At 39.7% G+C, this 14035-nt stretch carries 8 protein-coding genes; 2 read left to right on the forward strand and 6 right to left on the reverse strand.

The window, feature by feature from the left end; all coding sequences use genetic code 11:
• Positions 1-96: 96 nt before the first annotated feature.
• The 5 genes from AQPE_RS21420 to AQPE_RS21440 form a co-directional block, all read right to left on the reverse strand.
• The gene (locus AQPE_RS21420) at positions 97-552 is read right to left on the reverse strand and encodes a hypothetical protein (RefSeq protein WP_318348520.1); all 456 of its coding nucleotides are present in this window, start codon (positions 550-552) and stop codon (positions 97-99) included.
• Positions 553-861: 309 nt separating this feature from the next.
• A complete protein-coding gene (gene lgt, locus AQPE_RS21425) occupies positions 862-1701 on the reverse strand; it encodes a prolipoprotein diacylglyceryl transferase (RefSeq protein WP_318348521.1) in 840 nt (279 codons plus the stop codon).
• A 143-nt stretch (positions 1702-1844) separates the two neighbouring features.
• Positions 1845-2588 carry a DUF6261 family protein gene (locus tag AQPE_RS21430; protein WP_318348522.1) on the reverse strand — a complete coding sequence of 248 codons (744 nt, stop codon included), beginning with the start codon at positions 2586-2588 and terminating at the stop codon, positions 1845-1847.
• A gap of 1185 nt (positions 2589-3773) precedes the next feature.
• Positions 3774-7322 (reverse strand): pyruvate:ferredoxin (flavodoxin) oxidoreductase, encoded by a 3549-nt coding sequence (gene nifJ, locus AQPE_RS21435; RefSeq protein ID WP_318348523.1) that lies wholly within the window; start codon positions 7320-7322, stop codon positions 3774-3776.
• 55 nt (positions 7323-7377) lie between these two features.
• A complete protein-coding gene (locus tag AQPE_RS21440; RefSeq protein ID WP_318348524.1) occupies positions 7378-8556 on the reverse strand; it encodes an AAA family ATPase in 1179 nt (392 codons plus the stop codon).
• Positions 8557-8802: 246 nt separating this feature from the next.
• On the opposite strand from AQPE_RS21440, the gene AQPE_RS21445 reads away from it, so the two are divergent.
• On the forward strand, positions 8803-10794 hold the full coding sequence (locus tag AQPE_RS21445; protein WP_318348525.1) for a peptidase U32 family protein: 1992 nt from the start codon (positions 8803-8805) through the stop codon (positions 10792-10794).
• A gap of 47 nt (positions 10795-10841) precedes the next feature.
• Here AQPE_RS21445 and rho read toward each other — a convergent pair whose 3' ends face one another.
• On the reverse strand, positions 10842-12746 hold the full coding sequence (gene rho / locus AQPE_RS21450) for a transcription termination factor Rho (RefSeq protein WP_318348526.1): 1905 nt from the start codon (positions 12744-12746) through the stop codon (positions 10842-10844).
• A 386-nt stretch (positions 12747-13132) separates the two neighbouring features.
• Here rho and AQPE_RS21455 point away from each other — a divergent pair, with 386 nt between their 5' ends.
• Positions 13133-13993 carry a sigma-70 family RNA polymerase sigma factor gene (locus tag AQPE_RS21455; protein ID WP_318348527.1) on the forward strand — a complete coding sequence of 287 codons (861 nt, stop codon included), beginning with the start codon at positions 13133-13135 and terminating at the stop codon, positions 13991-13993.
• Positions 13994-14035: the final 42 nt, after the last annotated feature.

A 14035-nucleotide genomic window follows, 5' to 3' on the forward strand; every position in this document is an offset into this window, starting at 1 on the left:
AAAGGTAGTTTTCAGAGGGCTCTTTTATGTGGTCAATTTAAATCGGCAACACATGGTCAATTTGAATCGGCACAGGGTGGTCAGTTTGACCGGAATTTACAATATAATTTTAGTTTCTCTAATATCAAGGTTTTTTAGAACAAGTAATTCTCCAATACCTTTTAAACTATTAACCGATTTTCCTTTTAATATTAGAATCTCCAAATTACTCAGCAATGAAAGATCACAAAGATGCTCTCCTTGATCTAGATAAATGCGAGATATATCAAACGTTCTTAAGTTATCAAGTCTGTCAAAAAAAGTTAACATTTCCAATTCTCCATAAAGAATATCCTTTTCGTTTCCATCTTCAACTTGATAAATTTCAAATGCCGACAAGTCTGGATATTCACCTGACTGGATATAACCAGTTACATATTGAAAATTGAGTCTATTACTTCCATTAAAGTCTACATAAGCAATAAGAGTTTTCCTCCAATTCAAGGATAGACTATTCCAAAGGCAAAATTTAGGTAAATAATTCTCAATAAATATTCTTGAGTTATTGTTCATTGCGAATCAGCTATTATTTAATATTTTTACTTTTTGTAAATCACTTATATATACGACGTCAGTCAATAGATTCAGAGTCAAATTGCAAAATTCTCTCAACCCCGAAAATTTCTCAAGCTGGTAAACAGTCAACTTTTAAAATTTTGTCTAAGAACGAAACTGTTTCAAGGAGCGACTAAACTGCCCCATAACGTAGGAAGCTACACGCAGGTGCGGATTGCGGGCGATTTCCTGTCAAACCGAAAAGCTGCTTGGGCGGAAAGATGCCCACCGAAAACCACTGCTGCCGCACTTGACGGGTAGCTGAAGTTATGCGCTGGGTTCATTATTTTTTGTCTTTATCAGTCCGTAAATTACAAATACTAATCCAACTATAATAAATGGGATACTCAGCAATTGTCCCATGTCAAGTTGCATTTGTTCTTCGAATGGCTCTTGTCTTTCTTTTATAAATTCGATAACGAATCGTGCGATAAAAATCAATGAGATAGATAATCCAAAAAAGAATCCATTTTGTAACTTGTCTCGTTTTGTTTTATACAAGTAAAAAATTAATCCAAATATAGCCAAATAGGAAATTGCCTCATATAACTGTGCTGGATGTCGTGGTAAATTGTCCTCACGAACAAATATGAATGCCCAAGGGACTCTTGTTGGAATCCCAATAATCTCTGAATTCATCAAGTTTGCAAGTCTGATAAAGCAGCCTACCAAAGGTGCTACAACTGCAATCAAATCAATTGTTTTAATAATAGATTCTTTTGTCCTTTTTGCATAAATAATTAAAGCTATTATTAATCCCAGAGCACCGCCGTGACTTGCCAATCCTTGATAACCAATAAATTCATAACCTCCACCAGCAGTTTGTTGGATTGGTAAAAGCATTTCTAATGGATTACTCAGATAATATGATGGGTCATAAAATAAGCAATGACCCAATCTTGCTCCTGCAAAAATTCCTATCAATCCATAGATTGAGAGTTTTTCTAATTTGTCAAGTGGAATATTTTCTTTTTTGAAAATCCAATTGAGGATATAAACACAAAGTATCAATCCTCCTACAAAAAGAACTCCATAATATCTGAGTGAAATCCCAAATACATTAATAATTTCAGGGTCAATGTCCCAATGTATAAAATTTATAATCATAGTATTAGTTTGTCAATGTGTGCGTCCTGTTAACCTTGCGCATAACTAGTATATAGTGGCAAGTTTATAGTACTTTTTCTAACATTCCCTTTTGATTAACCCCGGCAAGCCTTTCGGCCTGTCGGGGTTAATCAAAAGCGGACTTATTCAGCAGGGGTTGGGTCGGGTTTTGGTTCTTCCTTCTTGGTGTGAATGAGTCGTGCATAGGTTTTACGCAGTTCGTCGAGTTGATTAAACAGGGTGGTGAGGGTAGCCGTCGGCATAAAGTTGACGGCTTGTTCAACTGCTGTGCAGAACTGCTCGTAGCTTTTGGTTGCTGCTGCCCTCAGGCTGGTAGCCGAAGGGCCTTCGATGGCCGCATCCTGCGTGAGGCGGTTCTGGTATAACTGATTAAACATGTCGTTCGCCATATCCAGCTCGGTCATCATTTGTGCAATGCCAATGGTTACCGCATACGCTTTCATCTCATCATTCAGGTTGTATTTGCCAAACATCTCGCGTAAAACTCCGGTCTGGGTATTCATTGCCTTTTTGTTGGTATTCCAGTAGGGGTCGAGGAAAACTTTCAGGTTCTCTGCCGCGTTCTTTTTGGGGAGGTCGCGGCCTTTGAGGACAGTAGTCACGTTGCGCTTGATTTCAGCAAAACGGTCTTCGCGGTCGGCGTTCATTTCGACCAGTTGCGGGGTCAGTAGGTTTTTCAACGCTTTGTTCATTTGCAGTTCCATCGCGTGATTGTCGCTTACCAGTCGGGCGAGGGTGGCTTTGGGCATTTCGCCGATGTTTTCCTTTACCGGATCGGCGTACTCAATGGTCGATTTGTTCAGCGAAAACAAATCGTCGATCTTCAAATTTTTCAAATACACGATTGTAAACTCTTTTGTCTCCATTGGTTTTTTGATTTTTGGTTTTACTTAAATGCCTGAACTTATTTAATGTTGTTTTTGGCCATTTTTATCGTTTTGGAGCTTTCCAAATTTGGGAATAGTTCGGAGCATTCGTCCGTAAGCTTTCCAAATTTAGGAACGATTCGGAGCACTCATCAGGAAGCTTTCCAAATTTGGGAACGATTCAGAACACCCGACCGTAGGCTTTCCTAATTTGGGAATAGTCGGGGACATCCGACCGCATGCTTTCCAAATTTGGGAACAGTCCCCAATGCCCGTTCCGGGGGTTCCCTATGCTGCCGCACGATTGCATCGTGTGGTATTTTTTCAATTATTCTTTTATTCTTTTCCTCACCACGCGATATAATCGCGCGGTAGCACGGCGAATCCTTCCGCTAATATTTAAATTCAGAACTATATTTAAGAACTTGTAAGCAACCTTTACCAAATATATGATAATTTCTTTGAATTATTATTGATAATTATAGATTTTAATTGTTTGATTATTAAGAAACTGTTTAAAAATTTCCCGTAGGGAAAACCTGTCGGTAGAAATGTCGATTTATGAGCTATGTTTTGTCCCGTATGGGACAAAAGACATGCATATTTTCGTTATTTCTACCGACCTTTCGTTCCTAACGGAACAAGAAAACTAAATTTAAACAGCTTCTAAATATACGTCCATGTCAACTCGTTCTTAATTCCTGCTGGCGACAATTTGCAAAAATTATAATATTCGAATCAAGGATTAGAGTTTAAAACCCGAAGGGTTGATCTGATTGTAGAAAATATAGAACAAAGCGCATTAAAACCACGAAGTGGTGAAATAATCATTCCATGCCTTCGGCATTAAATTTTTTCCCAAATCAGAAAAGAAATCGACCTCAGATAGGTCAACTGTTTATAGAAAATACTGAATAGAAAGAGTACAACCCCAGCTGGGGTTGAATATTCAGATGATTGCCCTTTTCTATAACCATTTTATCCCTCCGGGATAGATTTTGTCCTGCGTTTGATCGTCTTCTTCTTTGCGCCCCTTCGTGTCTTCGTACCTTTGTGGCAAAAACGTCAACACCTTCTGTTCATTCAAAAAAAAACTCCGAAGTAACTAGTACTCCGGAGTTCTTTATGTTCGATCCTGATCAAATTTTGGGCTTGATCTGAACCTTATCTGGATTGGTTTTTTCCTTATTCGGCAGCCGAATAATCAGCAGCAGCCAATCGTTTGTAGCCGTTGTATCTCCATTTTGCATTTTCTTCGGCAGCAGCAAACAGTTCTTCGGCCACTTCAGGGAATGCTTTTTTGAGTGAAGTATAACGTACCTCGCCATTCAGGAAGTTCTGGAATTTCGACCAGTCAGGAGCATTTGAGTCCAAAACCATTGGGTTCTTTCCTTCTTCTTCCAACAATGGATTGTGACGGTATAAGTGCCAGTAACCACACTCAACAGCCAGTTTTTCTTCCTGCTGTGTGCGACCCATCGAAGCCCTTAATCCGTGGTTGATACATGGAGAATAAGCGATGATCAATGATGGTCCAGGGTAAGCTTCGGCTTCGCGGATTGCTTTCAGGTATTGAGCCTGATTAGCACCCATTGCAACCTGAGCTACATAAACATATCCGTACGACATGGCCATAACGCCAAGGTCTTTTTTGCGGATGCGTTTTCCGGAAGCGGCAAATTTTGCAACAGCGCCAACCGGAGTCGATTTCGAAGCCTGACCTCCGGTGTTTGAATACACTTCGGTATCCATAACCAGAACGTTAACATCAGCGCCTGAAGCTAATACGTGATCCAAACCACCGTAGCCGATATCGTAAGCCCAGCCGTCGCCACCGAAGATCCATTGCGATTTTTTAACCAGGTACTGTTTCAGTCCCATGATTTCTTTCGCATAAACAGCAGTGCTTCCGGCCAAAACTTCTTTAACTTTTGCTGAAACTTCGCCAGTTGTTTCGCCGTTCATTTTATTTTCGATCCATGCAGTAAATGCTGCTTTTTCAGCTTCAGTTGCACCATCGGCAATGGCAGCTTTCATGATCATTTCGATGCGGTCGCGTTGTGCAGCAACACCTTCAGCCATACCAAAGCCGTATTCAGCATTGTCTTCGAACAATGAGTTTGCCCATGAAACGCCCTGTCCGCTTTCTTTGTGTTTGCAATATGGAGTTGAAGGAGCCGATCCGCCATAGATTGATGAACATCCGGTTGCATTCGAAACCATCATGCGCTCACCAAATAACTGGGTAATCAGTTTAATGTATGGAGTTTCGCCGCAACCAGCACAAGCTCCCGAGAACTCGAATAATGGTTGTGCAAACTGTGAGTTTTTAACCGATTTATTTTTCTCAACAATCTTTTCCTTGTATGTTACCTTTGAATCCATGTGATTCCAGCGAGAAATTTCAGCTTCCTGAGTTCCCAGTGGCTGCATTACCAAAGCTTTTTCTTTTGATGGACAAACATCGGCACAGTTACCGCAACCAGTACAGTCGAGAACACTAACCTGTATTTTGAACTTCAAGCCAGGGAATTGTTTGTTTGGCACAGCCTGGATGGTTTGCGTGCCCGCTGGCAATGAAGCCAATTCTTCTTCATCAATCAGGAATGGACGGATTGCAGCGTGAGGACAAACGTAAGCACACTGGTTACACTGAATACAGTTTTCAGCTTGCCATTCAGGAACATTTACAGCAATACCACGTTTTTCGTAAGCTGCGGTTCCCGACTCGAAAGTTCCGTCTTCAGTGCCATTAAATGTGCTAACCGGAAGTGAATCTCCTTCTTGTGCATTGATTACATCAACAAGATTTTTGATATATGCCGGACGATTGATGCTATCTCCATCTGAAGTCAGAACGATGTTTTTCCAATCAGCAGGCACTTCAATTTTCACCACATTGTTTCCGCCGGCTTCAACAGCAGCGTAGTTCATGTTGATTACTTTTTCGCCCATTTTGCCATACGATTTCACGATAGCTTTCTTCATATGCTCAACGGCCAGTTCGTAAGGAATTACTTCAGTAATTTTGAAGAATGCCGATTGCATAATGGTATTGGTACGCGATCCTAAACCAATTTCTTCACCCAGTTTTGTACCGTTGATGATGTAGAAGTTAATTTCATTTTCTGCCAAATACTTTTTCATAGTATCAGGAAGCCTTTTCTTCGTTTCTTCTTCATCCCAAATTGAATTTAGAAGGAATGAACCACCTTTTTTTAAGCCTTTTAGTACATCGTAAAGGTTAATGTATGCCGGAACGTGGCAGGCCACAAAGTCAGGAGTATTTACCAAATATGGTGAGCGGATTGGTACATTACCAAAACGAAGGTGAGATGAAGTAAATCCGCCTGATTTTTTAGAGTCGTAAGCAAAGTAAGCCTGGCAATATTTGTCGGTAGCTTCACCAATAATTTTGATCGAGTTTTTGTTGGCACCAACAGTACCATCAGAACCTAAACCGTAGAATTTGGCTTCGTAAGTTCCGGCAGGGGCAACATTCACTTCACCATTCATCGGAAGCGATTTGAAAGTCACGTCATCAACAATACCGATGGTGAACTGGTTTTTAGGTTCGTTCAGTTCAAGGTTTTCGTAAACTGCTAAAATCTGAGCTGGAGTAGTGTCTTTTGATCCTAATCCGAAACGACCGCCAACGATAAGTGGGGCATTTTGTTTTCCCTGGAAAAGTTCACAAACGTCCAGATACAATGGTTCTCCGTTTGCTCCAGGTTCTTTGGTGCGGTCGAGTACAGCAATACGTTTTACCGATTTTGGTAATACGTTCATGAAATATTTAGCTGAGAACGGACGGTAAAGGTGAACAGACAATAAACCTACTTTTTTGCCTTTTGCTGCAAGGTAATCAATTACTTCGCGGGTGGTTTCGGTAACCGAACCCATGGCGATAATGATGTTTTCAGCATCAGCAGCGCCATAATAATCGAATGGGTGATATTCGCGTCCGGTAATTTTTTTGATTTCCTGCATGTAATTTTCCACGATATCAGGAACTGCATCGTAGAAACGGTTCGAAGCTTCCCGGGCCTGGAAGAAAATATCAGGATTCTGGGCAGTACCGCGGGTTACAGGATGTTCCGGATTTAATGCTTTGTCTCTGAATTCCTGAATCAGGTTCATGTCAATCAATGGAAGCATATCTTCTTGCGAAATAACTTCGATTTTCTGAATTTCGTGTGATGTGCGGAATCCGTCGAAGAAAGCCATGAATGGAACACGCGATTTTAAGGTTGCAAGGTGAGCAACACCAGCCAGGTCCATTTCTTCCTGAACCGATCCGGCGGCTAACATAGCAAATCCAGTCTGACGGGCAGAATATACGTCGCTGTGATCACCAAAGATTGATAAAGCGTGACCAGCAAGGGCGCGGGCACTGATATGGAATACGGTTGGAAGTAATTCGCCCGCAATTTTGTACATATTTGGAATCATCAGCAACAAACCCTGTGAAGCAGTGTATGTCGATGTCAATGCTCCCGATTGTAAAGCTCCGTGAACAGCACCAGCAGCTCCACCTTCGCTTTGCATTTCGGCTAAACGAACTGGACGACCAAAAATGTTGGTTCTTCCGTTTGCTGCCCATTCGTCAACATATTCGGCCATGGTTGATGATGGCGTAATTGGGTAGATACATGCTACCTCGCTAAACATGTAACTGATATGCGCTGCGGCATAATTTCCGTCACATGTAATGAACTTCTTTTTGTTTGCCATTTTTGAAAATTTTAATTCGTGTTTTATTTTATTTTTTATCTGTTAATATTTCTGACTAATATAAAAAGCCAAAGAGCCACAACGGAATAACATCTCCTTTTCCAATTTCAATCATATCGGCTGCCGCGAAACATCCGTTTTCAGCTGGTAATGTATATTTCCCGCCAACGCTGAAGTGAATGTGATCATTCACTTTAAAATCGGCTTTTTCCGAACTTTTTATTCGATTTTTGTATCCTACCTGATTGTAAAAGAACGTTTTTCGGAGTGTTTTGCTGTTAATGTTTACCTCATCAATGGCATACATCAGATTGGTGTTATGCAAATAAACAAGATCTGGTTTCTTAATTTCATCTTCATTACCATTCGAGAACAGCATATTGATAATTCGGGCATTTTTCATGTACCTCAGGTAATTCATGATGGTTGCCCTTGAGGTTTGAACATCGGCACTTAATTTACTTACATTTGGTGAAAAGGGAACCTGGCTGGCAATAATCTGTAATAACTTTCTAAGTTTTGGCAGGTATTGTAAGTCAATTTGATTGAGATATGTAACGTCGATTTCGAGTGCCAGATTGATGTGTTTAAGAAGCGTTTCGCTGTAAAAACCTTTGTTATCGAGAAAATAGGGGTAGAAACCATCTTTCAGATAATCGTTGAAATAAGCCAGTGGTTTAACTTCCTGAACGATTTCCTGGGCAATACTGATGTGATTGGTTAATATTTCCTGAAGGGAATACCTCCTGAAATTCAGATTCGATTGATAATTCAAATACTCCCTGAATGAAAGACCTTCAAGGTGATATATTTTGGCAATGTCAATTAATTCATTATTTCCTTCCAGCACGCGAAGAACAGGAGAGGCTGAGAATATTATTTTCAGTTCAGGGAAATTATCATAGCAGGTTCTTAATTCAGAAGCCCATTCCGGATATTTGTGAATCTGGTCAAAAACAAGAGTCTTTCCACCGGTTTTATAAAATTCGTCAACAAACGAAACGATCTTGCGTTTGGTGAAGTAGAAATTATTCAGGTTTACATAGAGACAGCTTTTGTCATTCAAATACCGTTCTTTCACAACATTAAGTAGGAATGTTGTTTTTCCGACTCCCCGAAATCCTTTGATCCCGATGATCCGGTCATCCCAGTTTATATCATCCATAAGTTCTCTTCGGATGGTACTTAGGGTTTGTTCCTGTAAAGTATTATGAATATTGACTAAACTTTGCATGTGCAGAAATTTATGCAACAAATCTAATCATTGTTTTCAGTAAATTGTAATCCGTAGATAGCAAAATCAATTTAAAAATGTAATTTAGATTTGTTAAAAATAGCAATTCATTGCAATGTATGGTTCGTAATTATATTAAGTTCGTGTCTGTTGCCTGAATAATCTAAGGTCTGGATTTGGGAATTGTGGAGTTGACTTGTTGTGGAGTTACCAAATTGAGTAATTTTATGCCGTAAATTTTCCCCGATGGTAAAACAAAAGCCTGAGTTATTAGCTCCAGTTGGCAATATTGAATCTTTTTACGCTGCTCTGAATGCCGGAGCTGATGCTGTTTATCTGGGTCTTCAGGAATTTAATGCCCGCGGACGTGCAAGCAATTTTACCCGACAACTGCTTCAGTTGGCTGTTCTGAAAGCTCGCGAGAAAAATGTAAAAATATATGTCACGCTGAATGTGCTGATTAAGAATCGGGAACTTGATCAATTGATTGATGCACTTGCTTTTCTTGACGCGGTAAAAGTGAATGGTGTGATCATTCAGGATTGGGGAACTTATTATATTGCTCGAAAGTATTTTCCGCGACTGGTATTGCATGCCAGTACTCAGATGGGAAATCACAACTCGGTTGGCGTCAATTATGGCGCCTCAAAAGGAATTGTGCGTACCGTTCTAGCCCGCGAATTAACCATGCCCGAATTGGAGGCAATTTCCCTGCAGAGTAAGGCCGAATTGGAAGTTTTTATTCATGGGGCGTTGTGTTATTCTTTTTCAGGAATGTGCCTGTTTAGCAGCTATTCCGGAGGACAAGGTGCCAATCGTGGAATTTGTAAGCAAAGTTGCCGCCGAATTTATCAGGATGGTGGAGAGCAACATGCTCTTTTTAGCCTGAAAGACAATCAGCAAATTGAAAATCTTCAGAAATTAATGCAATTGGGTATTCGCTCCCTCAAAATTGAAGGTCGTATGAAATCGGCTGATTACGTTTACCAGGTTTGCAAAGCCTACCGAATGGCGATCGATGATCAGAATAATATTGGAATTGCAGCGCAAATGCTCGAGTTGGATATGGGGCGTGAAAAGACAAGCTGGTTTTTAGGTGGAAATGTAAGCGATGGAATTACTGACGACCCTTCGATTGGTATCCATATCGGGCAGATTACTGACGTTAGCAGGAAAACTATTTCGTTTACCAGTTCGGAGAAGCTGGCTGAAGGTTATCGTATTCGGGTTCGAAATGCGAATGACGACGAGCAATTGTACCTGAAGATTGAGAATTTCAGTCAAAATGGGAATGTATATCAGGTTTCAGCGGATTTATTCGGAAAGATAACCAAAGGCGATGATGTACTGCTGGTTCGGGTAAAAACTCAGAGTTTTTCATCCAGGTTGGGAAATGTAAATTCACTTCCGGAGCTAAAAAAAATACCGCTAAAAAAACAGGAGATTCGAAAAGGACTCCAAATTGAGGGAGGCAAACAGCAAAAGCCAATGCTGCTGGTCAGGATTGGAAGTCCGGCGTGGTTGCCCAAATTACGTTTCGACGATTACGATGCGGTAATTCTTTCCTATAAACGATCCGATTGGGAAAAATTCGACCCAAATTCTACCGTTCATCAGCAAAATAGACAAAAGATTCGGATTGAGCTTCCTAAGTTTATTTCAGAGAAGCATCTTGATTTTTATCGAAAACTTGCCGTGAAATTGGTCGCATCTGGATTCAACCACTTTTTCATCAGTCAGTTATCACAAAAAATGTTACTTCCTTCAGGAGCGAAAGTGAGTTGTAACGAAAATGTGTATGTTTTGAATGATGCTTCAGCGCGAATGTTGGATGAAGAAAAAATTGCCGAGTTTACCTATCCGCTTGAAAATGATGTGGATAATTTGCTGTCGATGAGCAACAAGCAAGGAATTGTGCCGCTGTATTTTTATCCTGAATTGTTTTATTCCAGAATGCCGGTAAAAATTAATCAGGAAAGTAATTTGTTTGCCGATGAAACCAATAAGAAATTCAGAATCTCTGTAAAAGACGGGATAACCATTGTTCATCCATCCATTCCAGTGGCATTATTCCATTATCGGAAACAATTGGAAAAGAACGGGTTTAATCGGTTTTTAATCGACTATTCCGGTGAACCGATGACTGCCAATGTGGTTAAGCGTATCCTGAAAAAGTTTCTCGATTCGGAAGCTGTTCAGCCTTCTACAAATTTCAACTTCAAATTGGGACTAAAATAAAAAAGAGAGCTTTGGGGCTCTCTTTTTGTATGTATCAGTAGATCTGTTTATTGATCGTTCATCGAAATCAGGAATTCTTCAATTGAATCGCTTCTCATGATTCTAGTTTTGATAAATTCCATGGCCTCAATAGAGTTCATGTCGCTGAGGAAGTTGCGTAAAATATAGGTTTTGTCGAGCATATTTTTGTTCATCAGCAAATCTTCGCGACGGGTGCTTGAAGAAGTAATATCCACGGCTGGGAAAATTCGTTTGTTCGATAATTTGCGGTCGAGTTGTAACTCCATATTACCTGTTCCTTTGAATTCTTCGAAGATTACTTCGTCCATTTTAGATCCGGTATCGATCAGTGCAGTTGCAATAATTGTCAGCGATCCGCCTTCTTCGATGTTACGGGCAGCTCCAAAGAAACGTTTTGGTTTGTGTAATGCGTTGGCGTCAACACCACCCGATAATACTTTTCCTGAGGCTGGTGCAACCGTATTGTAAGCACGGGCTAAACGTGTGATGGAATCGAGTAAGATTACAACATCGTGTCCACATTCAACCAGGCGTTTGGCTTTTTCGAGTACCATACCGGCAACACGCACGTGACGCTCAGCTGGCTCGTCAAATGTTGATGAAATAACTTCCGCATTTACGTGGCGGGCCATATCGGTTACCTCTTCCGGACGCTCGTCAATCAGCAAAACCATCATGTAAACTTCAGGATTGTTGGCTGCAATTGCATTGGCTATTTCCTTAAGCAATACAGTTTTACCTGTTTTTGGTTGTGCCACAATCAAACCACGCTGTCCTTTCCCGATAGGCGCAAAAAGGTCAACGATTCGTGTTGAAAGGTTGTCGTGGCCGTTTCCGGTCAGATTGAATTTTTCGTTTGGAAATAAAGGAGTTAAATGTTCAAAAGGCACCCGATCTCTGATGTAATCGGGAGTTCTTCCGTTAATTTCAATTACTTTGATCAGCGGGAAATATTTCTCACCTTCTTTCGGCGGACGAATAGTTCCGGTAACCGTATCACCAGTTTTCAAACCAAACAGCTTGATCTGAGATTGTGAGACGTAAATATCATCTGGTGAATTCAGGTAATTAAAATCTGATGAACGAAGAAATCCATAACCATCGGCCATGATTTCCAGAGCACCGGTGTTACTTATGATTCCATCAAATTCGTATGGTTTTTCCTGATTCTGTTGCTTTTGTGGTTTTGGACCTTGATTATCGCGATTCTCCCATTTCTTTTTGTTCTGATTATCATTCCGTTTTTCGGTCAAATCATTAGGCCTGGTTTCTTCTTGAGGTAGTTGCTCTATTTTGAACTCTTGATTCGATGTTTGAACAGCCTGTTCTTCATTCGGTTCTGCAACAACGATTACCGATTCTGTTTCAATTGGATCTTCAGGAAGCAAAATTTCCTGTCTGACTTTTTGGTTTTGATTGAATTTTGGCTGTTCGTTTTGTTTTTTATTATTTTCAGGATTTTGGTTCGGATTCTGACGCTGATTCGGATTTATATTCTGTTTTGCATTCGGATTCTGATTGGGATTGTGATTCGAAGATCCGGCTTTAATGTGCTCTGTACGTGGTCTTTTTTTGATCTGAAGTTCTCTTTTGCCCTCTTTCCGTGGTTCATTTTCCGCTGAAGCAACAGTTGCCTCCAAGTCTTGTTTCTCTGCTGGCTTTTCTTCAGAAATTTCCGCTGGCTTTTCCTCCTTTTTTCTACTAAATAATTTAAAGACAGAACTTTCTTCGCGTTTTGAATTTATATCTCTCGGAGACTTTAGTTTTTTATCATCAGTTTTTTTTTCTGAAGCCAAAATAGCTTGAGTATCAAGAATTTTATAAATTAAATCTTGTTTTTTGAAGGATTCAATTTTTTTAATGTCAAGTTCTTTGGCAATTTCTTTTAAGTCAGGAAGAAGTTTTCTGCTTAATTCAATAATATCATACATAATTTTTGATTGATTTGTTAATATCCAAAAGGTCAAGTGATTAGAAAAAAGAAAAGTGGAATTGATAATTTGGATGATCGATACTTGTTCGAAATTTTTTGCAAGTATAGCTAAATCCTAAATTAAAGCCAAGTAAATGATGAAAAATCGACTTAAAAACCGGATTCTGGAATTTGAATTCATGTTTTTAGGGTAAAACTTCAAAAATTATTTTTCTTGAAAGTGTCATTCATTGGCTTATTAAAACCATTCAAGTAAAATAACGTACACTTCATATAAATTTATGGTTTAGGTTAAGTGAAAGAATTCTATATTAATTACTTTCGTCATGAATAATTCGTATTTGCCGACTTTTATTTGAGAGTGAACCTTCATAAGTTTAGATGATGAGACAGCTTAAAATTGCAAAACAGGTTACAAACAGGGAGACATTATCGCTTGATAAATACCTGCATGAAATTGGGAAAGTTGATTTGGTAACTTCGGACGAAGAAGTTGAATTGGCCAAGAGAATAAAGAAAGGTGATAAAGATGCCTTGGAGACATTAATTAAAGCCAATTTGAGGTTTGTTGTGTCTGTAGCAAAGCAATATCAGAATCAGGGCTTAAGTTTACCTGATTTAATCAATGAAGGTAATCTCGGCCTAATTAAGGCTGCTCAGCGTTATGATGAAACTCGTGGATTTAAATTCATTTCTTATGGAGTTTGGTGGATTCGTCAAGCAATCCTTCAGGCATTAGCTGAACAAGCACGTATTGTAAGATTACCGTTAAATAAAATAGGTTCAATTACCCGGATTAATAAAACGTTTAGTCGTCTTGAGCAGGAATATCAACGGGAACCTACACCTGAAGAAGTGGCTTTTATGCTGGAGACTTCCTCTGATATTGTTGAGGACGCTTTAAAAGTATCGGCTCATCATGTTTCAATGGATGCACCGATACATGATGAAGACGGAGGAAACATGTACGATCTTTTGTTGAATGAAGATTCTCTAAGCCCGGATAAAGGCTTGATGAAAGTATCGCTTTGCAAAGAAATTGAACGAACCTTATCGACTCTGGGTGAGCGTGAAGCCGACGTTATTCGTTATTATTTTGGATTGAGTGGTCAACGTCAGCATACACTTGAAGAAATTGGTGACGAGTTTGGCTTGACAAGAGAACGCGTCAGACAAATAAAAGAAAAGACGATTAAAAAAATGCGAAATCATTACCGCAACAAATTACTCAGAACTTACTTGTAAATTCAATAAAAAGCTGCTTCGGGCAGCTTTATTTTTTTTGTA

The organism is Aquipluma nitroreducens, assembly GCF_009689585.1.
GTDB classification, from domain to species: domain Bacteria; phylum Bacteroidota; class Bacteroidia; order Bacteroidales; family Prolixibacteraceae; genus Aquipluma; species Aquipluma nitroreducens.

Bases quoted from the DNA above. Each gene is read 5' to 3' on its own strand.
- lgt (WP_318348521.1), bottom strand. From the start codon at position 1,701: ATGATTATAAATTTTATACATTGGGACATTGACCCTGAAATTATTAAT.
- rho (WP_318348526.1), bottom strand. From the start codon at position 12,746: ATGTATGATATTATTGAATTAAGCAGAAAACTTCTTCCTGACTTAAAA.
- AQPE_RS21455 (WP_318348527.1), top strand. From the start codon at position 13,133: ATGAGACAGCTTAAAATTGCAAAACAGGTTACAAACAGGGAGACATTA.
- AQPE_RS21440 (WP_318348524.1), bottom strand. From the start codon at position 8,556: ATGCAAAGTTTAGTCAATATTCATAATACTTTACAGGAACAAACCCTA.
- AQPE_RS21420 (WP_318348520.1), bottom strand. From the start codon at position 552: ATGAACAATAACTCAAGAATATTTATTGAGAATTATTTACCTAAATTT.
- AQPE_RS21445 (WP_318348525.1), top strand. From the start codon at position 8,803: ATGGTAAAACAAAAGCCTGAGTTATTAGCTCCAGTTGGCAATATTGAA.
- nifJ (WP_318348523.1), bottom strand. From the start codon at position 7,322: ATGGCAAACAAAAAGAAGTTCATTACATGTGACGGAAATTATGCCGCA.
- AQPE_RS21430 (WP_318348522.1), bottom strand. From the start codon at position 2,588: ATGGAGACAAAAGAGTTTACAATCGTGTATTTGAAAAATTTGAAGATC.